23 protein-coding genes and 1 riboswitch are annotated in these 24,338 nt (G+C 61.6%); of the genes, 6 read left to right on the top strand and 17 right to left on the bottom strand.

What is annotated here, in order from left to right:
- Positions 1-3: 3 nt before the first annotated feature.
- The 16 genes from K7B09_RS09620 to moaA all read right to left on the bottom strand — a co-directional run bounded on the left by K7B09_RS09620 (position 4) and on the right by moaA (position 17,596).
- Complete coding sequence (locus tag K7B09_RS09620) at positions 4-831, bottom strand: TOBE domain-containing protein (protein ID WP_223629246.1); 828 nt, start codon at positions 829-831, stop codon at positions 4-6.
- Positions 832-854: 23 nt separating this feature from the next.
- Positions 855-1,535: an ABC transporter ATP-binding protein gene (locus K7B09_RS09615; protein WP_223629245.1), complete on the bottom strand. Its 681-nt coding sequence runs from the start codon at positions 1,533-1,535 to the stop codon at positions 855-857.
- Positions 1,532-2,494 (bottom strand): hypothetical protein, encoded by a 963-nt coding sequence (locus tag K7B09_RS09610; RefSeq protein ID WP_223629244.1) that lies wholly within the window; start codon positions 2,492-2,494, stop codon positions 1,532-1,534. Before K7B09_RS09610 ends, K7B09_RS09615 begins: the two co-directional genes overlap by 4 nt.
- 60 nt (positions 2,495-2,554) lie before the next feature.
- Complete coding sequence (locus K7B09_RS09605) at positions 2,555-3,874, bottom strand: MFS transporter (protein WP_223629243.1); 1,320 nt, start codon at positions 3,872-3,874, stop codon at positions 2,555-2,557.
- 57 nt (positions 3,875-3,931) lie between these two features.
- On the bottom strand, positions 3,932-4,840 hold the full coding sequence (locus K7B09_RS09600; protein WP_223629242.1) for a peptidylprolyl isomerase: 909 nt from the start codon (positions 4,838-4,840) through the stop codon (positions 3,932-3,934).
- Positions 4,841-4,842: 2 nt separating this feature from the next.
- Positions 4,843-5,547, bottom strand: coding sequence for a respiratory nitrate reductase subunit gamma (narI, locus tag K7B09_RS09595; RefSeq protein ID WP_223629241.1), 705 nt, complete (start codon positions 5,545-5,547; stop codon positions 4,843-4,845).
- Positions 5,544-6,233 carry a nitrate reductase molybdenum cofactor assembly chaperone gene (gene narJ, locus K7B09_RS09590; RefSeq protein ID WP_223629240.1) on the bottom strand — a complete coding sequence of 230 codons (690 nt, stop codon included), beginning with the start codon at positions 6,231-6,233 and terminating at the stop codon, positions 5,544-5,546. Before narJ ends, narI begins: the two co-directional genes overlap by 4 nt.
- Positions 6,230-7,774: a nitrate reductase subunit beta gene (gene narH, locus K7B09_RS09585; RefSeq protein WP_223629239.1), complete on the bottom strand. Its 1,545-nt coding sequence runs from the start codon at positions 7,772-7,774 to the stop codon at positions 6,230-6,232. Before narH ends, narJ begins: the two co-directional genes overlap by 4 nt.
- On the bottom strand, positions 7,774-11,517 hold the full coding sequence (locus K7B09_RS09580) for a nitrate reductase subunit alpha (protein ID WP_223629238.1): 3,744 nt from the start codon (positions 11,515-11,517) through the stop codon (positions 7,774-7,776). Before K7B09_RS09580 ends, narH begins: the two co-directional genes overlap by 1 nt.
- Positions 11,518-11,650: 133 nt before the next feature.
- Positions 11,651-13,057, bottom strand: a complete 1,407-nt coding sequence (locus K7B09_RS09575) for a NarK family nitrate/nitrite MFS transporter (RefSeq protein ID WP_223629237.1) — start codon at positions 13,055-13,057, stop codon at positions 11,651-11,653.
- A 155-nt stretch (positions 13,058-13,212) separates the two neighbouring features.
- Positions 13,213-13,578, bottom strand: a complete 366-nt coding sequence (locus K7B09_RS09570) for a DUF7009 family protein (protein WP_223629236.1) — start codon at positions 13,576-13,578, stop codon at positions 13,213-13,215.
- Positions 13,575-14,099, bottom strand: coding sequence for a molybdenum cofactor biosynthesis protein MoaE (locus tag K7B09_RS09565; RefSeq protein ID WP_223629235.1), 525 nt, complete (start codon positions 14,097-14,099; stop codon positions 13,575-13,577). Before K7B09_RS09565 ends, K7B09_RS09570 begins: the two co-directional genes overlap by 4 nt.
- A 2-nt stretch (positions 14,100-14,101) precedes the next feature.
- Positions 14,102-14,362 (bottom strand): MoaD/ThiS family protein, encoded by a 261-nt coding sequence (locus K7B09_RS09560; RefSeq protein WP_223629234.1) that lies wholly within the window; start codon positions 14,360-14,362, stop codon positions 14,102-14,104.
- A complete protein-coding gene (locus K7B09_RS09555) occupies positions 14,359-15,615 on the bottom strand; it encodes a molybdopterin molybdotransferase MoeA (protein WP_223629233.1) in 1,257 nt (418 codons plus the stop codon). Before K7B09_RS09555 ends, K7B09_RS09560 begins: the two co-directional genes overlap by 4 nt.
- Positions 15,612-16,610: a bifunctional molybdenum cofactor biosynthesis protein MoaC/MoaB gene (gene moaCB, locus K7B09_RS09550; protein ID WP_223629232.1), complete on the bottom strand. Its 999-nt coding sequence runs from the start codon at positions 16,608-16,610 to the stop codon at positions 15,612-15,614. The genes K7B09_RS09555 and moaCB overlap by 4 nt, the downstream gene beginning before the upstream one ends.
- 5 nt (positions 16,611-16,615) lie before the next feature.
- On the bottom strand, positions 16,616-17,596 hold the full coding sequence (moaA, locus tag K7B09_RS09545) for a GTP 3',8-cyclase MoaA (protein ID WP_223629231.1): 981 nt from the start codon (positions 17,594-17,596) through the stop codon (positions 16,616-16,618).
- Positions 17,588-17,745, bottom strand: a riboswitch (molybdenum cofactor riboswitch). Its footprint overlaps the gene before it by 9 nt.
- Positions 17,746-17,898: 153 nt before the next feature.
- Here moaA and K7B09_RS09540 point away from each other — a divergent pair.
- Complete coding sequence (locus tag K7B09_RS09540; protein WP_223629230.1) at positions 17,899-18,303, top strand: ribonucleotide reductase subunit alpha; 405 nt, start codon at positions 17,899-17,901, stop codon at positions 18,301-18,303.
- A gap of 5 nt (positions 18,304-18,308) precedes the next feature.
- On the opposite strand, the gene K7B09_RS09535 is transcribed toward K7B09_RS09540, so the two are convergent.
- Positions 18,309-18,641 carry a hypothetical protein gene (locus K7B09_RS09535; protein ID WP_223629229.1) on the bottom strand — a complete coding sequence of 111 codons (333 nt, stop codon included), beginning with the start codon at positions 18,639-18,641 and terminating at the stop codon, positions 18,309-18,311.
- A gap of 83 nt (positions 18,642-18,724) precedes the next feature.
- Between K7B09_RS09535 and K7B09_RS09530 the strand changes: the two genes are divergently transcribed.
- From K7B09_RS09530 to K7B09_RS09510, 5 genes are all read left to right on the top strand, one after another.
- Positions 18,725-19,519, top strand: a complete 795-nt coding sequence (locus K7B09_RS09530) for a cytochrome C assembly family protein (protein ID WP_223629228.1) — start codon at positions 18,725-18,727, stop codon at positions 19,517-19,519.
- 65 nt (positions 19,520-19,584) lie between these two features.
- Positions 19,585-20,043 (top strand): MarR family winged helix-turn-helix transcriptional regulator, encoded by a 459-nt coding sequence (locus tag K7B09_RS09525; RefSeq protein WP_223629227.1) that lies wholly within the window; start codon positions 19,585-19,587, stop codon positions 20,041-20,043.
- 13 nt (positions 20,044-20,056) lie between these two features.
- A complete protein-coding gene (locus tag K7B09_RS09520; RefSeq protein ID WP_223629226.1) occupies positions 20,057-21,502 on the top strand; it encodes an efflux transporter outer membrane subunit in 1,446 nt (481 codons plus the stop codon).
- A 7-nt stretch (positions 21,503-21,509) separates the two neighbouring features.
- A complete protein-coding gene (locus K7B09_RS09515; protein ID WP_223629225.1) occupies positions 21,510-22,730 on the top strand; it encodes an HlyD/EmrA/EmrK family protein in 1,221 nt (406 codons plus the stop codon).
- A 144-nt stretch (positions 22,731-22,874) separates the two neighbouring features.
- On the top strand, positions 22,875-24,338 hold the full coding sequence (locus tag K7B09_RS09510) for a DHA2 family efflux MFS transporter permease subunit (protein WP_374349844.1): 1,464 nt from the start codon (positions 22,875-22,877) through the stop codon (positions 24,336-24,338).

The following is a 24,338-nucleotide window of genomic DNA, read 5'->3' as shown; positions in this document are numbered from 1 at the left end:
TGCTTACACCGCCACCGCCAGGATCACGTGCGAGGACTTGACCAGCGCCAGCATCGGCACGCCCTCGCGGATGCCGAGTTCCCTCGCGCTTTCGTTGGTGACGGTGGCGACCAGCCGCCGGCCGCCGGCCAACTGCAATTCCACTTCGGCGTTCACCGCGCCTTCCCGACAGGACAACACGGTGCCGGCCAGCGCGTTGCGCGCGCTGGTGCGCACGCCGGGATCGCCCAGCACCACGAACGAGGACTTGACCAGCGCGATCGCGCTGCCGCCTTCGCGCAGGCCGAGGTCATCGACGCTGCGGTTGGTGATGATGGCGACCAGCTTGTCGCCGCCGTCGAGATCGAGGATCACCTCGCTGTTCACCGCGCCGCGCTGGATCGCCTGCACGGTGCCTTCGTACTGGTTGCGCGCGCTGGTTCGGAGCATGAGATTTCCCAGCCTCTTGAGCAGTTGGTCGAGGTCGCCGGCGCTGGCGGGCTCGCCCTGCCCCGCCAGCAGCCGCTGTTGCAGCGCGGTCAGCGCCTGATGGAAGGCCAGCACGCGCCGGCCCGTCTCGGTCAGCCGCGCGCCACCGCCGCCGCTGCCGCCGGTTTCCGCGCTGACCAGCGGTTCGCCGACGAACGCATTGAGCGCGGCGATGGCGTCCCACGCACCCTTGTAGCTCATGCCGACTGCGCGCGCGGCGGCGCTGATCGAGCCGTGCGCATCCAGCGCGTGCAGCAGCTTCGCGCGCTGCGGGGTCAGGCTGGTGCCCGCGCCGCGCAGGTCGATCAACGGTTCGAGGGAAGCGGTCGGCATGGCGTGCGGAAGAAAAAGCGTGGAGGACATGGCAGCGTACAAGCCGCCGCCCGTCATGTCAGTCCCAGCGCCTCGATCCTGCTGCCGATTGCCGCCTGCTTCATTTCAGCTTCCAGCACCGGAAAGTCCGCCTGCCGAACTGACCTAATGAAACGTCCGCCGCTCAGCAGATGGATTTCATCGCAGGTATCGCTCAAGGTCGAGAAGATATGGGATGAGATCAGAACGGTCTTGCCCAGCTCTTTCAAATTACGGATGATTTCCGTAATGACGATGTTGCCCTGTATGTCCACCCCGTTGAACGGCTCGTCAAGCACGAAATATTCGTTGCCTTGCAGAAGAATTGCCGTCAGCGCCAGCTTCTTTTTCATCCCCGTTGAATAGGCAGAGGCGTACTTGCCCAAGGGCAGGTCAAACACATTCCTGCCGTCAATGCCATCCACCTTCCTGCCCCTTGCGTTGCACAGCAGTCGGACATATTCCTCCCCCGTGATCTTCGGGAAAAAGTAAGGCTCGGCAAGCAGCAGCCCAAGGTGGTTCTTCAGCGGCTCAAGGCTCGAACTTATCTCGCCACCGTGGTTTTCCAGACCCGCGACGCACCTGAACAGGGTTGTCTTTCCCGCACCGTTTTCCCCGACAATGCCGTACACCCTACCCTTGTCGAACTGCACGTCGATGCTCTTCAGGACTTCATTTGCCCCATACCTCTTCGACAGCCCCTTGATCGCTATCATTTCAACAGACCGCCAAGGCGTTTTTCGGACTTCCAGAAAAGACAAGGCACCAGGACAAGCAGCAGCGGCGGAAACCAGAGGCAGAGACCCAAGGGGATGCCCTGCGCGATGTTCATTTCATTGGGATAGGCAGAATACTTACTGACGATCACGCAAACCAGGAACGCCAGACCCGCCAGGAAGAAAAGGGAGATCATGCCGATATCCCGATGGAAGAAAACAGTCAGCAGCAGCGCCACCGGCAGGGCAAGGGAAGACGAAAAAAGCATCGCCATCTTCATCTTGCCAAGCAGGAATCCTCTGGCATTGACGCCATATGTCCAGACGTAATACTCGTTTTCCAGCTTCGTGTAATAGCTCGACACAATGGCAAAGACCAGCAGCATCGCGAACACGCCCAGATTGAAATTGCCTGCAGAAACGGCAACGAACGCCAGCGCATACGCCATCAGGATTAGGTAGAAGGTGTTCCTGAATCCCGTCGAAAATTCGAAAGGCTTTTTCGAGAACGGCGTCCAGATGACGAAATCCAGCCTTGCACGGAACCTGACCAACGCCAGGATGACCACCGCCACCAGCAGCACGACCACCATAAGGAAGAACTGCCTGCAAAGCAGGAAAACAATGAAAGGCGACGAACAAACCAGGTTTTCCACAACCCTGACCTTTCGCAGTCCCGCGTCGCCGAAGCAGATTTCCAGGAATTCCGACCTTCGGCTCTCCGACAGCCTGCCGACGAGCATCAAGACGGAACAAACGTAAACGTATTCCGCAAATTCCGTCTTTCGGAACAAGACTATCGAGAAGCCGACAAAGGCCAGCCCCAGGACGACACAGGCAAGCAACGGCGCAAGTCCCGCATCCCTGAACCTGCGGCCGACCATTCTGCATTGAAGCTCGAAATATTCTTTCACTCCATCCCCGCCGTGTTGCCCCACGGTGACGACCAACCCACTCACGCCTCCGAAACCGCTCATTCCCGCGGTGCGCAGTAGCGCTGGCTCTGTCGCACTTCCGGCTCATCCGCGCGCGGCCCGCTGCGCGTCGATGATTTCCGGCAGGTCGGTTTCTCGGTCGATCTGCGGGAAGCGGCGGCGCTCCATGCGGCGGATGGCGAAATGCATCCACGCCAGTGCGCTGGCCACGACCACGAACAGCAGCATGAAGCAGCTCGTCCAGACGCCGGTGAAATCATTGAGCGCACCGAAGGCAATCGGCAGGACGAAGCCGCCCAGCCCACCGATCATCCCGACCACGCCGCCGACCGCGCCGACGTACTGCGGATAATACACGGGGATGTGCTTATAGACCGCCGCCTTGCCCAGCGACATGAAGAAGCCGAGCACGAACACCAGCACGGTGAACGGCACGATGCCGATGGCGAGGTGGAACACGATGTCGCCGTGGATGCCCTTCACCACGTACTGCGTGTCCGGATAGGCCAGCAGGAAGCAGCAGATCACCGACACGCCGAACGTCCAGTACATCACCCGGCGCGCGCCCCACTTGTCCGACAGCCAGCCGCCGACCACGCGGAACAGGCTGGCCGGGATCGAATAGCAGGCGGCCAGCACGCCGGCGGTCTTCACGTCCATGCCGTAGGCCCCGATCAGGTAGCGCGGCAGCCACAGCGCCAGCGCGACGAAGCCGCCGAACACGAAGAAGTAATACAGCGCGAAGCGCCACACTTGCAGATTCTTCAGTGGTGCCATTTGTTCTGCAAACGGCATCGGCTTGACACCGGCCTTGCGACGCTGCTCCAGCGACGGGTCTTCCTGCGTGAACAGGAAATACAAAATGGCCATCACCGCCAAACCCACCGCCCACACCTTGGCCACCATCGTCCAGCCCGCGGCCACCATCACCATGGGGGCCAACAGTTTGGTCACCGCTGAACCAATATTGCCGGCGCCAAAAATACCCAGTGCGGTGCCCTGCTTTTCCGGCGGGAACCACTTCGACACATAGGCCACGCCGACCGAGAACGAGCTGCCGGCAATCCCCACGCCCAATGCGGCGATCAAGAATTGCGGATAAGTCTGGGCGTGGGTCAGCATCCAGGTGGCTGCAGCACCGGCCAGCATCACCGCAGTGAGCACTTTGCGGCCGCCCAATTGGTCGGCCCACACCCCAAGGAAAATGCGCAGCATTGATCCGCTGAGCACGGGCGTGGCGATCAACAACCCGAACTCGGTGTCATTCAACCCCAGATCTTTTTTGATCTGGATGCCGATGATGGAAAAAATCATCCACACTGCAAAGCAGGTGGTAAAGGCAATGGTGCTCAGCCATAGCGCCCGCTGCTGGCGGGCAGTGCTGATTTGAGAAAAGTCCTGCATGGACGTGCTTCCGGTGGTGGTTAAGAAACCTGTTGCCGGCGGCGCGTCCTGCTGCAATCAGGCCGCGCCAGCCTCGATGGCGTCCAGCCCGCGTACCTCGTAGCGTTCCTGCAAGCCCTGCAGGTATTGCTGGAGTTCGCGTTGCCGAACCTGCAATTCAAGATAGTCGGAAATCCGCTGCCGGACTTGATCGAACGCAAGTTCTTCGCCGCTTTCGACAGCATCCACGCAAACGACGTGGTAGCCCCAGCGCGACTCCACCGGAAATGCCGCCAACCCCTCACGCAAACGAAAGACTTGGCGATCAAATTCCGGGGTTGCCTGGCCACGTTCCAGCCAACCCAGCTCGCCACCGTCGTCTTTGGAAGGGCAATCGGAATGGCGTAGCGCGAAGTCGGTGAACAAATGCGGCTGCAGCTTCAATTCCGTGATGAGTTTTTCTGCTTGCTCACGCGCATTGAAACGGCCACTGACATCATCCACCGCCGCGCCCAGCAGGATATGCCGCACGCGAATGCGGTCGGGTGCATGGAAACGCTCCGGGTTTTGCGCGTAATAGCGTTGGCAATCTTCCAGTGTAGGCACGCGGTTTTCGACTTCGCGCTCCAGCAGCAAGCGGGTGCAGGCTTCTTCCATTGCCTCGCTGCCTGCATCTTGCACATCGCCCTGTAGGCCCAGACGTTCCACTTCGCGGCGCAGCAACTCACGCACCACCAACGCACGTGCAGCGTCGGCGCGCGATTTTTCCGGAGTCATGGCGCGATGAAACTGCATTTCGCGGGCAATGTCGGCCTCGCTGATGGCGGTGTCACCCACAAACAGGAAACTTGGCGCGGCCTGCCCCAGCGAGCGCGGGCCTTCGTCGTTGTGGTCATGGGCATGGCTGTGGGCTTCTTCCGCCACCGACTTGCCACTGTCGATGACGGTGATGGGCAGCTCGCGCCTACCAAGCTTGCTTTCACTCATGACTACGCCCTCGGGCCGTAGCGCAGGCCGGGCTGACGGCGGCGCACCACTTGGTAGGGACGCCAGAAATAGCTGACCGGGATGCTCCACACATGCACCAGACGGGTGAACGGTGCCACCAGGAACAAGGTCATGCCCAGGAAGATATGCGCCTTATAGACCCAGTGCACATCGCCCACGTAGTCGGCTGCACCAAAGCGGAAGGTGACGATGTGCTGCGCCCAATCGGCCAGCGCCATCATCACGCCACCATCCATGTGATGGGTGGATTGCACGATGGTGTACAGACCCAGCAACAACTGCGCGAACAGCAGCAGCAAGATCACGGTGTCACCGGTGGTGCCGGTGGCCTTCACCCGGGGGTTGAACAGGCGACGCACGGTGAGGATGCTGATCCCCACCAGACAGACCGCGCCAAACACGCCACCGGCCACCATCGCCAGCACTTGTTTTTGCGGCGCGGTGATGACGCTTTCATACAGCGCGTGCGGGGTCAGCAGGCCCACCAAATGGCCACCCAAAATGGCAAGAATGCCGAGATGGAACAGGTTGCTGCCAATGCGCATGCCCTTGTCGGAAAGCATTTGGCTGGAGCCGGTGCGCCAGGTATACATCGACTTGTCAAAACGCACCCAACTACCGATGAAGAACACGGCAAGCGCGATATAGGGATAAATCTGGAAACAGAATTGATTCAGATAATTCATGGCTGCACCTGTTGGGTTGCGGCATTGGTTGTGCGGTATGCGGGGCGGCTGTTGGGCTTGCAATCATCGGTGGGGGCTTCGGTGCCAAAGCGCACCGCTTCCTCTTCCCAAACTTGGTCCATCACTTCCGGCGTGTCGTCGCGGGGTTCCTGGCTGGCACGTTGCCGCAAGCTGCCCAAGTCGAGTTTGCCTTCGGCGTACTCCACCAAGATTTCGAGCAACAGCGTGTAAGGGCTTTGGCGTTCACCTGCACGTGCAGCCAGCAACCCGACGATATGGCTGACATGATGCAGCCAATCACGGGCTTCTTCTTGTGGCCGTTGACTGAGATATTCGAGCACCAACGGCAGGTAGTCCGGCAGTTCCTTGGCAGCCAGCTCGTAGCCATTCTTGCGATAGGCTTCGATCAGATCCACCATCGCTTGCCCACGGTCACGGGATTCGCCGTGGATGTGTTCAAACAGCAGCAGGCTCATTGCCCGCCCACGATCGAAGGTTTGCAGCCAACGATCCTGGGCTTCCAGCGCCTCCGATTTCAGCAACTCGCGAACAAACGTCTCCAACTGCATCCGCCGCACTGCTGGCAAGCCAGTGGCATCGACTGCTGCCAGCAGTTCATCGCCGTGTTGCCACAGCGCATCCTGCGGGTAGTCCAGCAGCACGCCGACGAGCTTGAGCAAACTCATTCAGCCACCTCGAACTTTTCCGTCCGGTTCGGATGCACGGCATACGTGGTGGTCTTGCGCTGACCGAACAGGTCTGCTGGCGAATCGCCACTGCAGCCATTGCCGAAGGTGAAGCCGCAACCGCCGCGCTCGCCGAAGGTGTCGTTGGCATATTCGCGATGCGCGGTGGGAATCACGAAGCGGTCTTCGTAATTGGCAATCGCCAGATAGCGATACATGTCCTCGGCCTGCGCCACGGTCAGCCCGGCTTGCTTGAGCACGGCCAGGTCTTCCACGCCGTCCACGTTCTTGGCGCGGCGCCATGCGCGCATCGCCATCAACCGTTCCAGTGCACGGATCACCGGCGCTTCATCACCGGCGGTAAGCAGGTTGGCCAGATAACGCACGGGGATACGCAGCGAGCCGATATCCGGCAACTCACCATTCATGCCCACCCGGCCACGTTCGGCGGCAGACTGGATCGGCGACAGCGGCGGCACGTACCAGACCATCGGCAAGGTGCGATATTCCGGATGCAGCGGCAGCGCGAGCTTCCAATCAATCGCCAGCTTGTAGGTGGGCGAATGCACGGCAGCTTCCAGCCAGCTATCGGGGATGCCTTCCTTGCGTGCGGCCTCGATGACCTTGGGATCGTTGGGATCGAGGAAGATGTCCAGATGCGCCTGATACAGGTCTTTCTCGGCCGGCACCGAGGCCGCTTCCTGGATGCGGTCGGCATCGTACAGCAGCACGCCGAGGTAGCGGATGCGGCCCACGCAGGTTTCCGAGCACACGGTGGGCTCGCCCATTTCAATGCGCGGGTAGCAGAAGATGCACTTCTCGGATTTACCCGACTTCCAGTTGTAGTAGATCTTCTTGTACGGGCAGGCCGACACACACATGCGCCAACCGCGGCACTTGTCCTGGTCGATCAACACGATGCCGTCTTCTTCGCGCTTGTAGATCGCGCCCGACGGGCATGCAGACACGCAAGCCGGGTTCAGGCAGTGCTCGCACAGGCGCGGCAGGTACATCATGAAGGTCTTTTCAAATGCGCCGTAGATCTCTTTCTGCACGCCCTCGAAGTTCTTGTCCTTGCTGCGCTTGGCGAATTCGGTGCCGAGGATTTCTTCCCAGTTCGGGCCCCAATGAATCTTCTGCATGCGCTGGCCGGAAATCAGCGAACGCGGGCGTGCGGTGGGTTGGTGCTTGCTGTCCGGCGCTTCGTGCAGGTGCTGGTAATCGAAATCAAACGGTTCGTAGTAGTCGTCGATCTGCGGCAGGTCCGGGTTGGCGAAAATCTTCGACAGCATGCGGAACCGGCCACCGGCTTTGGGCACCAGCTTGCCGGCACGGGTCCGCACCCAGCCGCCGTTCCACTTGTCCTGGTTTTCCCATTCCTTGGGATAGCCCACGCCGGGCTTGGTTTCCACATTGTTGAACCAGGCGTATTCCACACCTTCGCGTGATGTCCACACGTTTTTGCAGGTGATCGAACAGGTGTGGCAGCCGATGCACTTGTCCAGGTTCAGCACCATTGCGATCTGTGCGCGTACTTTCATCACACCACCTCCTGAGCGTTGGCAGGCACTGCTTCGCCATCCAACCAATCCACTTTATTCATCTTGCGCACGATCACGAATTCGTCACGGTTGCTGCCCACAGTGCCGTAGTAGTTGAAGCCATAGGCGAACTGGGCATAGCTGCCGATCATGTGGGTGGGCTTGAGCACAATGCGGGTGACAGAGTTATGGATACCGCCACGCGTGCCACTGATTTCGCTGCCGGGTGTGTTGATGATGCGTTCTTGCGCGTGGTACATCATCGCCATGCCGTTCATCACGCGCTGGCTGACCACCGCACGTGCGGCAATTGCACCGTTGACGTTGAACAGTTCAATCCAGTCGTTGTCTTCAATCCCCGCTTCCCGCGCATCGTCCTCAGACAACCACACGATCGGGCCACCACGCGAGAGCGTTTGCATGATCAGGTTATCGGAATAGGTGCTGTGGATGCCCCACTTCTGGTGCGGGGTGATCCAGTTCAGCACGATTTCCTTGTTGCCGTTGCCACGCATGTTGTGCAGCGGGGCAATCGTCTTGGTATCCACCGGTGGACGGTACTGCATGAAGCCTTCGCCGAACGCCAGCATCCACTCGTGATCCATGTAGAACTGTTGGCGCCCCGTCACCGTGCGCCATGGAATCATTTCATGCACATTGGTGTAGCCGGCGTTGTAGCTGACGTGTTCGTCTTCCAAACCGGACCAGGTGGGCGAAGAAATGATCTTGCGCGGCTGCGCCTGGATATCGCGGAAGCGGATGGCTTCATGCTCCTTGCCCACCGCCAGATGGGTGTGGTCACGGCCGGTGAATTCACCCAGTGCCTCCCACGCCTTGACGGCCACATGGCCATTGGTTTCCGGTGCCAGATGCAACACGCATTCGGCGGCATCAATCGCGGTCTGGATGTTCGGGCGGCCTTGGCTGATGCCTTCTTCGCGCACGCGATGGTTGAGGTCACCCAGGAAATGCACTTCATCCTTGGTATCCCAATTGATGCCCTTGCCGCCATTGCCCTGCTTGTCCAGCAGCGGGCCCAGCGAGGTGAACTTCTTGTACAGGTTTGGATAGTCGCGCTCGACCACCGCAATCGTCGGCATGGTCTTGCCCGGAATCGGCTCGCACTCGCCCTTCTTCCAGTTGGTGACGCCCAGCGGCATCGCCAGCTCGCCGGGGGTATCGTGCAGGGTGGGCACCAGCACCACGTCTTTCTCTACACCCAGCACGCCCGGCGCCATTGCGCTCACCGCCTTGGCGATGCCCTTGAAGATATCCCAGTCGCTGCGTGCCTCCCACGCCGGATCCACCGCCTTCGACAGCGGGTGAATGAACGGATGCATGTCCGAGGTGTTGAGGTCGTTCTTTTCGTACCACGTTGCGGTAGGCAGCACGATGTCCGAATACAGGGCAGTGGTGCACATGCGGAAATCCAGCGTCACCAGCAGGTCGAGCTTGCCTTCCGGCGCTTCATCGCGCCATTTGATTTCCTGCGGTTTTTCCGCACCACGTTCGCCCAGATCCTTGCCTTGCAAGCCATGCCGGGTACCCAGCAAGTGGCGCAGCATGTACTCGTGACCCTTGCCGGAGCTGCCCAGCAAGTTCGAGCGCCAGATGAACATGTTGCGCGGGAAGTTCTCCGGTGCGTCCGGGTCAGCGTAAGCAAAATCCATCGCCCCACTCTTGAGCTGACTGACCACGTAGTCGGCCGGCGTACTGCCTGCGGCTTCGGCCGCTTTGGCAATACTGAGCGGATTGCGGTTGAGCTGCGGCGCGCTGGGCAACCAGCCCATGCGGATCGCCTGCATGTTGAAGTCGGCCTGGCTGCCGCTGAACTTGGCCGGGTCTGCCAAGGGCGAGAGCAGTTCCTTCATCTCGACCTTTTCGTAGCGCCACTGGTCGGACATGAAGTAGAAGAACGAGGTTCCGTTCATCTGGCGCGGCGGCTTGCTCCAATCCAGACCGAACGCAATCGGCTGCCAGCCGGTTTGCGGGCGCAACTTTTCCTGGCCCACGTAATGCGCCCAACCACCGCCGGTTTGGCCCACGCAACCGCACATCATCAGCATGTTGATGAGGCCGCGGTAGTTCATGTCGTTGTGGAACCAATGGTTCATCGCCGCGCCGACGATGATCATGCTGCGGCCGTGGGTCTTGGCGGCGGTATTGGCGAATTCGCGGGCGATTTCGATCACGTCATGGCGCGGCACGCCGGTGATCTTTTCCTGCCATGCCGGGGTGCCGGGCACGTTGTCATCGAAGCTGGTGGCTACATTGCCGCCACCGAAGCCGCGATCCACGCCGTACTGCGCCAGCAGCAGGTCATAGACGGTGGCGACCATCCATTCCTTGCCATCGGCCAACTGCAAGCGCTTGACCGGGATGTTGCGCTCCAAGATGTCGTCGAATTTGGAAGCCGTCCATTTGCCGTGCTCGATCCCGCCGAAGTACGGGAAGCTGGCGGCTTCAATGCCGTCATGATTGTCTTTCAGCGACAGCAGCAAGCGGGTGTCGCGGCCGGCGCTGTCTTTTTCTTCGATGTTCCACTTGCCCTTCTCGCCCCAACGGAAACCGATGGAACCGCTCGGAATGGTGATCTGGCCGTTGGTTTCATCAATGGCCAAGGTCTTCCACTCGGGGTTGTTGGCTTCGCCCAACCCGCCAAGATCGGAGGCGCGCAAGAAGCGGTCCGGCACCAGACGGCCATCGGCGCGCTTTTCCAAACGCACCAGCATCGGCATGTCGGTGGTCTTGCGGCAGTAATCAACGAAGTAGTCCGTGGCCTTGTCGACGTGGAACTCTTTCAGGATCACATGACCGAACGCGAACGCCAGCGCGGCGTCGGTGCCCTGCTTGGGATGCAGCCAATGGTCGGTGAGCTTGGCCACTTCCGAATAGTCGGGCGTGATCGCCACCGTCTTTGTGCCGTTGTAGCGCGCCTCGGTGAAGAAGTGCGCGTCCGGCGTGCGCGTCTGCGGCACGTTGCTGCCCCACGCGATGATGTAGCGGCTGTTGTACCAGTCGGCCGATTCCGGTACGTCGGTCTGCTCGCCCCACACCTGCGGGCTGGACGGCGGCAAATCACAGTACCAGTCGTAGAAACTCAGGCAAACACCGCCCAGCAGCGAGAGATAACGCGCACCGGAGGCGTAGGAAATCATCGACATCGCCGGGATCGGCGAGAAACCGATCACGCGGTCGGGGCCGTATTTCTTCACGGTGTAAAGGTTGGCCGCCGAAATGATTTCGTTGACTTCATCCCAATGCACACGCGCAAACCCGCCCATGCCGCGGCGGGTCTTGTAGCTTTTGGCTTTGTCGCTGTCTTCAACAATGCTGGCCCACGCATCCACCGGCGCCTTGGCCTTGCGCGCCTCGCGCCACAGCTTCAGCAGCGCGCCGCGCACCAGCGGGTACTTCACGCGGTTGGCGCTGTACAGATACCAGGAATAACTGGCACCCCGCGGGCAGCCACGTGGCTCGTGGTTGGGCAGATCCGGGCGCGTGCGCGGATAGTCGGTTTGCTGGGTTTCCCATGTCACCAAACCGTTCTTGACATAAATCTTCCAGCTGCAGGAGCCGGTGCAGTTCACCCCATGGGTAGAACGCACGATCTTGTCGTACTGCCAACGCGCACGATAGGAATTTTCCCATTCGCGGCTTTCGGTTTTGGTGACACCGTGGCCGTCGGCAAACTCTTCCGGGTTGCGTTTGAAGAACTGCAAACGGTCAAGGAAATAACTCATGAGAACATCCTCTTGGCAGGTGAACGCAGGTTGCGCGCACGCATTTTTTCTTTGAAGGCGGCAGCACCGGCTGCCGCGTTGTGGTTGTCCAGCTTCAGCATAGCGTCTTGATGCGACGACTTGGCACAGCGTCTCAGCATGGTGTTTCGGCACCACGACGGAAGTACCACCACCACGTCACCGCAAGGCAGGTGGCGTAAAACACCACGAAGCCGTACAGCGCCATTTCCGGGCCACCGGTCCACGCGATGGAGGAGCCGTAGCTTTTCGGGATGAAGAAGCCACCGTACGCACCAATGGCCGAACTGAATCCGATCACTGCCGCCGATTCAATGCCCGCTTGGCGGGTGGCAGCCACCTTGCCTTCGGCATCCTCATTGACCGACCAGCGCGCATGCAGGGTGCGAAAGATCACCGGGATCATGCGGAAGGTGGATGCATTGCCAATCCCCGACAACACGAACAAGCCCATGAAGCTGCCGAGGAAGCCGTAGAAATTGCCGCCCTGACCATGCTGCGGCAGGAAATGCAGCACGCAGAACACGCCAACAATCATCAGCGCGAACACCCAGAAGGTCAGCAGCGCGCCGCCCAACTTGTCCGACAACCACCCCCCCACCGAGCGCATCAGTGCACCCACCAGCGGGCCCAGGAAGGCATAGGTCATCGGGTTGACATCCGGGAACTGGGTTTTGATCAGCATCGGGAAGCCCGCCGAGAAGCCGATGAACGACCCAAAGGTGCCGATATACAGCCAGCACATCAGCCAGTTGTGCTTGCGCTTGAAGATCACCGCCTGCTCGGCAAACGAGGAACGCGCCGCCGCCAGATCATGCATGCCAAACCATGCGGCCACCGCGCAGATCAGCAGAAACGGCACCCATACAAACCCCGCGTTTTGCAGGAACAGTTGCTTGCCTTCGGCGGTCAGCTGCGGGCCACCGACGACCCCGCCGAACAGTGCCATCGTGATGACCAGCGGAATCACGAACTGGGTAGCCGACACGCCCAGATTGCCCAGCCCCGCATTCATTCCCAGTGCAAAGCCTTGCTTGGCCTTGGGATAGAAGAACGAGATATTGGACATCGACGAGGCGAAATTGCCGCCACCGAAGCCACACAAAATGGCAATCGCGACGAAGTGCCAGTACGGGGTGCTGGCGTCTTGCACCGCAACGCCCAGCCAGATCGCTGGAATCAATAGCGAAGCGGTGGCAATTGCGGTCCAGCGGCGACCACCGAACATGGGCACCACAAACGAATAGAAAATGCGCAAGGTGGCGCCGGACAACGCGGGCAACGCCGCCAGCCAGAACAACTCATTGGTATCAAACGTGAAGCCCACCTTCGGCAGGCTGATGGTCACCGCCGAAAACATCTGCCAGATGGCAAACGCCAGCAACAGTGCCGGGATGGAGATAGCGAGGTTGCGATTGGCGATCCGGTTGCCGGTCCGCGCCCAGAACGCAGCATCCTCGGGATGCCACTCCTGAATCACGGAACCGACGCGGACAGGCCGTTCAGCCATTTGCGCACTCATGGAAGCACCTGCAGGTTGGGAATCCGGCGGTTGCGGTCGCGCCCCGCTGGGGCCGCGCTACCTTCACCATGCGCCAGATACTGCCCTGCATAGGCCCCCCCCGGTTTGATCGGAGTCAAATCACGTCGGCTACCTTACTCCCTGCTTGACACAGGTCAACCGCTGCGCGGGGAAACTCGCTTGACTACGCCGCGCTGGCGCACGCTATCGCGCACGTCCACCGCAAACTCGATATCCAGCCTATCCTCACCCCCCACCGGCAGCGAAAAGCACAGCCCCTCGCGGCATGGCAGGCGCAGCACATAAAGATCCAGCTGTGTCTGCGGGAGAAAAAACGTGACGTGGCCGGGCTTACCCACCAGAGCCGCCGCCTCGTCCCGGGTCAAGCGCACCTGCACGCACAATGCTGCCCCCGGCACCAAACGGGTGCGGTTGCCCACCTCCTGCCCGGCTTGCAGCGCGGCCAATTCGGCCTCATCCAGCCGTAGCCGCAGGGTTTGTTCCTGCAACTGTACTTTCATGGCAGGCTGCCGTGCGCGTGGGACTGGCCATGGGTATGGGTATGCGAATGCCCGGCCTCCGCATCGGCGGGAGTGTGCTCGCACAACGAACAGCCCTCGCTCCACACGCTGTCACCGTCGATGTAGTGCTCCTGCTTCCAGATCGGGCTGGTGTGCTTGACCGCCTCCACGACCTGCCGACAGGCGCGAAAGGCTTCATCCCGATGCGGGGTGCCGGCGGCCACCACCATGGCCAGGTCACCGATCCCCAAGCGCCCTTTGGCATGGCCGATGTAGAGCTTGAGCTTGCCGCCGAAGTCAGCCTCGGCGCGGGCAGCGATCTCGGCGAAGCCATTGAGCGCCAGCGGCACGAACATGTCGTAGCTGATGCCCGTGACGTGGCGGCCGTGGTTCAAATCGCGCACGCGGCCGACGAACATCGTAATGCCGCCAAACTTGGGGTCGGATACAAACGCCAATGCCGCAGCCGGGTCCAGCTTGCCATCGGCAAGATCCATCACTTCAGTCCGATGCTGCGGCATCCTCAACCCCCACTCACTGGCGGCAGCACCGCCATCTTGCCGTCGGTGGGAAGTACCTCGCCATCGCGCAGCACACGGGTGTCGCTGGCAAATGCCGAACGTGCCAGCAGCGCCGATTGAAAAGCCGGCCAATGCGCCTTGCCATGGGCGTCCACGGCATCGCGCAGATCCGCCACGCAAGCACCATCGGCCAATTCCAGCGTCAATTGCGCCGATGGCTGGTACTGCCGAAATGCACCAAACAGGCTCAACTCGACCTTCACGTCATCACCTCATCCAGTTGCGGGGGCAGCCAATGCCCCAAGCCATACACATCGACCATTGCGCCGGCAGCGGGTGATGCTGCCGTGTCTGGCAGCACGATCCAGCAATTGGCCTGCGCCATCGGCGCGATCCGGAACGATTCCTGCCCCGGCAGCACGCGCGCCTGCAACTGCCCGTGCTGGTCAAGTTCCAGTCCACCTTTCAGATGAAAGCGCAGTGCTGCGCGCTTATTGAATGCCGCCGCCAATGGCACCCGCAGCGCACGCTCTGGTGCCAAGCCCAACAAAACCCGCAGCGCAGGCTCCACAAAAAAGCGCAGCCCCACCGCGCTGGACACCGGGTTGCCGGGCAGGCCGAAATACAGCTGCCCGCCGGGCAAGCTGGCAAACAACAAGGGTTTGCCGGGGCGAATCCGCACTTTGTGGAAATGCAGGCAAGCCCCGATCCTGCGCAAAGCATCGGGCACGAAGTCATAGCGCCCCATCGACACCGCGCCGGTGCTCAACACCACCTCGGCCCCCGCCGCCAGCGCACGTTGCAGCGCTGCCAGAAACGCATCGGCATCGTCACTGACGGTTTCCCGCAACACCAATTGCGCGCCGGCATCGCGCACGCGCTGGGCCAGATACGGGCCATTGCTATTGCGGATTTCACCCGAAGCCAGCGTCCGGGTGGGGTCATCCACCAGTTCGCGGCCGGTGGTCAGCAGCGCCACCCGTGGCGCCGGCCGCACCCGCACCTGCGCCACACCCAAGGCCGCCAACAGCATCAATTGCGGGGCTTCAATCCGGGTCCCAGCCTTCAGGATGCATGCGCCAGTACGCACATCTTCGCCGCGCAAACGCACATGCTGGCCGGGCTCCACCACCGCCGTGGTGCGAATCCGCAGCGGGCGGTCAGCGCCGTCGCGCACCAGCACCTCCACTTGCTCCACCGGAATCACCGCATCCAAGCCGTCGGGCAGGCGCGCACCGGTCATGATTTCCCATGCACCTGACGTGGCGATCGCGTGGGTATCGCCGGCTGCCTGCGCGCCGGCCACATCCAACTCTGCGCCCACTGCCAGCGGTTCACTGCCAATCCGCAGCGCGAAGCCATCCATCGCGGAGTTATCGAATGGCGGCAGATCTTCACCACTGCACACATCGCTGGCCAAGACCAACCCCACCGCGTCGGGTGCGGCGCAGGTGCGCGCCGGCAGCACCGCCACTTCGCGCTGAATCAACGCCAGCGCCTCGTCGAACCCGATCATGCGTGCGGCCGTCCATCGAGCATGGCCAGTGCATGCCCCAGCAAGGGCGCCAGTATGTCCATGCACTGCTGCGCGGCACGCGGGCTGCCCGGCAAGGCGAACACCAACATCGCGCCAAGTTGCACCACCTCGGCACGGCTCAGCCATGCCAAGGGCGTGTGTTTTGCACTTTCGCTGCGAATCATTTCGGCCAGCCCGTGCACGCTGCGGTCGGCCACCAGGCGCAATGCTTCCGGCGTCACATCGCGTGGCCCAAGGCCGGTACCGCCGGTGCAGACACACAGCCGCACACCTTGTTGCGACAGCGTGCGCAAGCGTTCGGCCAGCGGGTCGATCCCGTCGGGCAGCACTTCGATGTCATCCACATCCGCACCGAGCTTGCGCAAGCCCGCCACCAGCACCGGGCCGGAACGATCCTCGTATTCACCGGCACTGGCACGGTCACTGAGGGTGATGACGGCACAGGGCACGCCGTCGAGACGGGCCAGGTCACGCGGCTGGTAATGCCCGCGCTCGTCCTCATCCATGCCGTCTGGATGCACCCACAACCCCTTCTTGCCGCCCTCTTTGAACAACAGACGGATGCCGCTGATAGCAAGTGCCGGCTCAACGGGTTTGGTCAGATCGTAAAGGGTCAGCAGGGCCGCGTTGACGCCGGCCAACGCCTCCATCTCCACGCCGGTACGGGCTTCCAGCGCGCATTCGCAATACACGCGGATGGCGTGTCGCTCCGGCACCGGCACGCAGCGCACCCGCACCAGCTCCAGCGAAATCGGATGGCATAGCGGCATCAGCATCGAGGCCATTTTGGCCCCTTGCAGGCCGGCGATTTCCGCCATCACCAGTGCATCGCCTTTGGGCAGGCGGCGCTCGATCACGGTGGCAAACGCCTCCGGCCCCGGCAAAAACTCGCCCACCGCCACTGCACGCCGGCGGGTGGGCCGTTTGCTGCGGATATCGGCCATGTAAAAAGCCGCGTCACGTTGCGTTGTCATCTTGATTAACCGCCAATCGAAGCCAAATGCGGAGTGATGCCGGTATTGCCTTGATGCAGGCCGTGACCGGCAGCCTTCAAGCCCAGCTGGGTGGCGATGCGTGCAGTGAGCGCATCCAAGTCAGCATCCGATTGCAGCAAGGGCCGCAGCGGGATGCCAAAATCCCCGAATAGACACAGCCGCAAATCGCCACGCGCGGTGACACGCAGGCGGTTGCAGCCAGCGCAGAAATCCTTCGAATACGGCGCGATGATGCCAATCCGGCCGCGATAGTCCGGATGTGCATATTCCCGCGCCGGGCCTGCATCGGGCGCACGCGCTTGCTGCGTCCAACCGGCATCGACCAACTGCTGCTCCAATGCTTCGGCGCGGTAGTGGTGGCGCTCGAAATACGCTTGGTTGTCGCCAGTGCGCATCAGTTCGATGAAACGAATGGCGATGTTGCGCTCGCGCAGGTAGTCATACCACGCCGGCAATTCATCGTCATTCAAACCGCGCAGCAACACCGCGTTGAGCTTGACCGCAGCAAAGCCCAGCCCCAGCGCCATCTCCACACCTTCGGTGACCTCCGCAAAGCGGTCGTGGCCGGTGATGGTGGCAAAGCGTGCCGGGTTCAAACTATCCAAACTGACATTGAGCGCGGTGAGACCCGCGTCGCGCCAGATGCCCACATGCCTGGGCAACAAACAGCCATTGGTGGTCAGCGCAATTTTCTGCACCCCGGGTGTGGCCGAGACAGCGGCAATGATCGATGGCAAGTCCTTGCGCAAACTGGGCTCGCCACCGGTCAGGCGGATCTTGCGCATGCCCACCGCCGCAAAGCCGCGCACCAGCCGCGTGATTTCGTCCAAGCTCAAAAACGTGGGGCGGCCATCGGCCTGATAGCCGTCCGGCAGGCAATAGCTGCAACGGTAATTGCAGGCCTCGGTCAACGACAGCCGCAAATAAGGAAATGTGCGGCCAAAGCCGTCCACAAGGGTTGCCATCTCAACGCTCCAGTCCAAATACGGGAGGCCGAACCGTTTCCGGTGCCGACCCGGCAGCGCTGACCACATCGATCAATGCCGCGGCCCGGTTGCCGTATTCAATGCCATGCAACGAACGTAGGCGGCCGGGCTTGGAGTTCGCGCACAAGGCGCGTCCTGACGTTGGCTAGAGTAGCCGCAGTTCGGGTGCTTGCGCTTGATTGCGATCAATATTCACCCATTCCAGCCGTTTGGGCTGCTGCCCGGGGCAGCATGGGCGTGTAAGCTGCGCCCCCATCGCTGCCCCATCCGGATGTATCACCATGAGCCTTGCCAGTTTCCAGGATCTTCTTGACGCCGCCCACCGGCAGCCAGAGCCGCAACGCTTGCTGTTTGTGTTCGCCAAAGTGGAATTGCCGGAGAACGCCAGCGCCCAGCAGCGCGAGCGTTTCGAAAATCGCGAAGGTGGCACGCTCACGCCCAGTTTGTGCGTGGACAAAGCCCCTGCAGACATTGAAAGTTTTGCCGCCCTGGTGGCCGAATCCGCAACCACCGGTCAAGCATGGGACATGGTCTTTGTGGGCAGCCTGGCAGGCCGCGCCGGGATTGCACCCAGCGCCGACGAAGCGGCACAACCACTGCGCTTCATGGTGAACGCCATCAATAATGGCCAAGTGGCGCAATTTGCCACGTTTGACCGCAATGGTGCCGTGTTGCAGTTTGGTTGAGAGCGTCAGCCGACCAGTAGCAGTCGCAACGTCTGCAAGCCGACGAAGAAGGCAATCAATACGGTGTTGATTGCCCAACCCACAGTCAACGCCTGCGCCATCACCCCATACCGCGGATCCTTGGCACTGGGTGCAACTTTCCACACCGCCGCCACGATCCAGGCAGTGTAGGCGAGCAGGAACACCAGCATGCCAAGAGTGGCACCCGGCAATTGGTGGTGATTAACCAGCCAGTACACCGCCAGCCACAACGCGCTGCTGGGTATCACGCCATACAGCCAAAACACCTTCCAGAGCGGGCTGCGCTCGGGCAAATACGCTGCGTGCATGGTCTGCATGAAACCCCCGAAAGCTTGGCCTGTATCCAGCATAGCACCGCTCGCCACGGTGCTGACAAGCACCGCTGTGCGACACTTCGCAAATGAGCATTCTTGTTGCCAGCACACTGCTGTATCTGATCGCCACCGTTTGGCTGGCGATGGGCGTACAGCGCCCGGAGCGCACCCTCTCGCGCGGCTGGCTGCTGGCGGCCAGCACTGCCGTAGTGCTGCATGCCGTCTTCCATTGGTTGGGCTGGCGGCATTCCGGCAATACCGACCTGCATTTTTTTGCCGCACTATCGCTGGTGGGGCTGGGAATGGCCGCCATGACCACCTTTGCGGGCATTGGCGGGCGCATGCGCGCACTTGGAGTCGTGGTCTTTCCACTGGCCGCTGCCCTGCTGGTGGGCTATGGCATGTATGGCCACACCAAGCAACCGGAACCATTGGATTGGCGCTTGCTGTTGCACGCATGGCTGGCCCTGCTGGCCTACGCCACGCTGGCACTGGCAGCCTTGCTGGCCATGTTCTTGTGGCTCCAGGAACGCGCCCTGCGCCGCCGCGAATTTCATCTGTGGCTGCGCGCCCTGCCCCCACTGACCGCGCTGGAAACCTTGCTGTTTCGCACCATTGTCGTGGGGTTTACGCTGCTGACAGCCACGTTGCTGACCGGCGTGCTGTTTGTGGACAACCTGCTGGCCCAGCACCTTGTGCATAAAACCGTGCTCAGTCTGCTGTCATGGCTCGCGTTTGGCGTGTTGCTGCTGGGACGCTGGCGCTATGGCTGGCGTGGTGCGATCGCGGTGCGCTGGACACTGACCGCCATGGCGCTGCTGGTATTGGCATTTTTCGGCAGCAAATTCGTGCTGGAACTGGTGTTGCACCGCACTGGCTGAACATACACTTGCCATTGCAATGTTTGCATTGACAACTATTGCGCAGGCGGGCATTATGCCGCGCCATGAACACGCCAATCTTCCCCCCCGAGGCCTGCAGCGGCTCCACCCTGGGTTTGTTGTTCCGGCAAGTGCGCGACGCCATGTGGGCGCGCATGGAGCGCGAATTGGCCTTGGCCGGACATGCGCTGACGTTCAGCCAGTACATCGTGATCAAGACCTTGGCGGTAGGCACTGCCGGGGTCACCGACTTGGCCCGTACTGCCGATCTCAACCCCGGCGCGATGACCCGCCTGCTGGATAAATTGGAAGCGCGCGAGCTGGTGGAGCGAGTGGCTGACACCAACGATCGCCGCGCCTTGCACATCCATCTCACCGATGCCGGCCGCCAACTTTGGCGCGATGTGGACCAATGCGGCCGGCGCGTGCGTGAACGCGCGCTGCAAGGCATGGACGATGCTACCCGTGCCCAACTGACCCGCCTGCTGGAGCAGGCCCGCGACAACTTGCTGTCCCAGGATTGACTCCATGTTTCGAATGACCCCTCTCATCATCGCCCTGGGCGGCACGCTGTTGTTGGCCGGTTGCGCCAGCAGCAACGGGCTGGTCACCCAGACCACGCTGCGCGATGCTGCCAGCGTCCCGGTTGCTCGTTCGCTTGCAGGCGCGCCGCTATCGGCAGCCGCTTGGCCCAGCGAGCGTTGGTGGCAAGCGTTTGCCGACCCGCAACTGGATGCGCTGATGGATGAAGCACTGGCCAACGCGCCCAGCCTGGACGTGGCCGATGCGCGTGCGCGCAAGGCGCAGGCGCAGGCCGGCATTGCCGAGGCCGCACGCAAGCCGTCGGTGGGGGCCAGCGCGCAGGTGCTCGGCATGCAGTTGCCGGAAACCTTGGCCGGCAACGACATCGGTGGCTCGTTCAAGGTCGCCAATCTGTTGATGCTGAGCCTGAAGTACAACCCCGATGTGTGGGGGCAGGACAAAGCCAAGTGGCAGGCGGCAGTCGGCAATGCGCACGCGCTAGAAGTGGATGCACATGCAGCGCGGCTGAGCTTGGCGGCCAACATCGCCCGCACCTACGTTGCGCTGGCGCAAGCATTCGACCAGGCAGCACTTGCACAAGCCGAAATCACCCGCGCCGATGGGTTGCTGGTACTCGACCGGCAACGGGTCAAGGCGGGGCTGGACAATGGCATCGGGCTGGCGCAACACCAAAGCCAAGCCGCGCTCGCCAGTCAACAACAGCAAGCCGCGCAGCACCAGATCGAACAATTGCGCAACGCGCTGGCGCTGCTGCTAGGCGCCGGTCCGGATCGCGGCCTTGCCATCACCCCGCCGCAGCTGGCGCAGCCCAAGCTCATGGTGCCTGACACCCTATCCAGCGATCTGTTGGCACGGCGTGCCGATATCGTGGCGGCACGTTGGCGGGTGGAAGCCGCGCAGCACGGCATCGATGCCAGCAAAGCCGCGTTTTATCCCAGCCTCAATCTCAGTGCGCTAGCAGGATTGGCCGCGGGCAACTTGGGTGATCTGTTTGGCAACAAATCCCTGCTGCTCAACGGCGGCCCGGCCCTGAGTCTGCCGATTTTCGAAGGCGGCCAATTGCGCAGCCAATTACGCGCCAGCCAAGCCGATCACGACATCGCGGTGGCCAGCTACAACCAGACCTTGTTGGCCGCCATGCGGGAAGTGGCCGATGCGGTGCAAACCGCGCACGCACTGGACACTCAGCTGGCCAGTACCCGCCAGGCACAGACCGCCGCCAATAGCGCTTACCGGCAAGTGCAACAACGTCAGCACGCCGGCCTGGCATCGCAACTGGATGTGTTGAACGCACAAAAATCCTTGCTGCAGCTGGACCAGCAATTGGCCGCACTCACCGCCGCACGGCGTGCAGCCAGCATCGACCTCGATCAAGCACTGGGCGGCGGCGTTGCCGTCAACTCCAGCGCCAATGCCCAGAACACCACGGCTTCCAAGTGACCCCCTCATGACCACTGAAACCACGCCCAATACCTCCGCCGGCCAGCCCGCACCACTACCGGCATCGCATAGTGCGCTGCCGCCCGCCGGCAACGGCAAACGCCGCCGCGCCTTGCTGATCCTGCTGGTGATTACCTTGCTCGCCGGTATCTCCTGGACCGCCTACTATCTGCTGGTGGCGCGTTGGCAGCAGGACACCGACGATGCTTACGTGCAGGGCAACGTGGTCAGCATCACCCCGCAGACGATGGGCACGGTGGTAGCCATCAATGCCGATGACGGCATGCGGGTGAGCGCCGGCCAAGTGCTGGTGCAACTGGACCCCAACGATGCCAAGGTGGCGCTGGAACAGGCGCAAGCCAACCTTGCAGCCACCGTGCGGCAAGTGCGTGGGCTGTATAGCAGTGTGGATTCCGCGCAGGCCGATATCGCCGCACGTGAAGTGGCTCTGAGCCAAGCACGTGCGGACGTGGCACGCCGCAGCGGGTTGGTGGCCAGCGGTGCAGTTTCGGCCGAAGAACTGGCACACGCACAAACCCAGCTCAAAGCGATGGAGGCGGCACTGGCCGGCTCGCGTGGACAATTGGCGCGCACCCATGCGTTGGTCGATGCCACCACCGTCAGCGATCAGCCACAAGTGCAAGCGGCAGCAGCACAACTGCGGCAGGCCTATCTGAATGAGCAACGCGCTGCGATTGTGGCGCCGGTGGATGGCTATGTGGCCAAGCGCAGCGTGCAGCTGGGCCAGCGCGTGCAACCGGGCGCCACGTTGATGGCCATCATCCCGCTGCAACAGGTGTGGGTGGATGCCAATTTCAAGGAAACCCAGCTGCACAATTTGCGACTTGGCCAACCGGTCAAGCTGACTGCCGACATGTACGGCGACACGGTGGCGTTCAATGGCAAGGTGGCAAGCCTTGGATTGGGCACCGGCAGCGCGTTTGCACTGCTTCCGGCGCAAAACGCCAGCGGCAACTGGATCAAGATCGTGCAGCGCGTCCCGGTGCGCATCACCCTGGATCCCCGGCAACTGCGTGAGCATCCACTGCGGCTGGGGATGAGCATGGCGGTCAAGGTCAATGTGCACGACCAGTCGTTGCCGGTACTGCCAGCCGCAGCCGCCACCCAGCCGGTGCTGGCCACCGAGGCCTATGCCAAGCAATTGCACGACGCCGACGCGATGATCACCGCGATCGTCGAAAAAAACCTGCCGGGCCACAAGAACTGATCCGGCACGCGCATGACCACCCTTGCCGAACAAGAAGAAGCGGCCGGGCTGCCCCCCGGCCCGGAAACCCGGACCCCGAGTCTTGCGGATTTCCGCCCGCCCAATGTGCCGCTGACCACACTGGGGCTGGCGCTGGCCAGCTTCATGCAGGTGCTGGACACCACCATCGCCAATGTGTCGTTGCCCACCATTTCCGGCAATTTGGGCGGCAGTGCCAACCAAGCCACCTGGGTGATCACCTCGTTCGCGGTCAGCACCGCGATTGCGCTGCCATTGACCGGCTGGCTGGCGCGTCGGTTTGGTGAACGCAAGTTATTCATGTGGTCCACGCTGGGCTTTGTGTTTGCCTCATGCCTGTGCGGACTGGCGCATTCGATGGGGTTGTTGGTGACGGCGCGCGCCTTGCAAGGTTTGTTGGCTGGGCCGATGTATCCCGTCACCCAAGCCTTGTTGCTCTCCATCTACCCACCCGCCAAGCGCGGCCAAGCCATTGCAATTCTGGCAATGGTGACCGTGGTTGCCCCCATTGCCGGGCCCATTTTGGGTGGCTGGATCACCGACAACTACAGTTGGGAATGGATTTTCTTCATCAACATTCCGATCGGGATTTTTGCCAGTACCGTGGTGGGCAGACAGCTGAAAGGCCGCCCGGAAAAACTCGAAAAGCCGAAGATGGACTACATCGGCCTGGCCACGTTGGTACTGGGCGTGGGCGCGCTGCAGATCCTGCTGGATTTGGGCAATGACGAGGACTGGTTTGCCTCGCACACGATAGTGATACTGACTATCGTGGCAGCGATTTCGCTTGCGGTGTTCGTGATCTGGGAGCTGACCGACAAAGACCCCATCGTCAATTTGCGCCTGTTCCGCCATCGCAATTTTGCGGCAGGCACCGCCGCGATGGTGGTGGCCTATGGCGCATTTTTCAGCGTCGGCATTCTGGTGCCATTGTGGTTGCAACGCAATCTTGGCTACACCGCGATCTGGGCCGGGTTTGCCACCGCACCGATCGGTATTTTGCCGGTTCTGCTAACCCCACTGGTGGGCAAATATGCCAATCGATTCGATCTGCGCATCCTGGCCAGTGTTGCCTTCGTGGCAATGTCGATGACCAGTTTCCTGCGTTCCGGCTTCAATCTGGAGGTGGACTTCCACACCATCGCCGCCGTGCAATTGTTCCAAGGGCTGGGCGTGGCGCTGTTCTTCATGCCGGTGCTGCAAATTCTGCTATCGGATTTGGCCCCGCATGAAATTTCGGCAGGCTCCGGCTTGATGACGTTCTTGCGCACACTCGGCGGCAGTTTTGCGGCTTCGCTCACCACCTATGCCTGGAGCGAGCGCGGTGCATTCCACCATGCGCACATAACCGAGAGTGTGTCCAGGCTGGATCCGGCCGCGATGCAACACTTGGTGCAATACGGCGGCGGCGATATGCAACGCAGCGCGGCGGTGCTGGAAAGAATGATCTCCAACCAGGCCGCACAAATCGGCTTCAACGAAATCTTCCACCTGCTCGGCATCATCTTCCTCGTCGTGATCGCCTTCGTATGGTTGGCCAAGCCGCCGTTTGCCGCCAAGATCGGCGGGGCTGCTGCGGGCGGGCATTAA

It is taken from the genome of Thermomonas beijingensis, from assembly GCF_020034655.1.
In the GTDB taxonomy this organism is placed as follows: domain Bacteria; phylum Pseudomonadota; class Gammaproteobacteria; order Xanthomonadales; family Xanthomonadaceae; genus Thermomonas; species Thermomonas beijingensis.
Note: the sequence above shows the minus strand (reverse complement) of the source record. Positions and strands in the feature narration are given on the sequence as shown.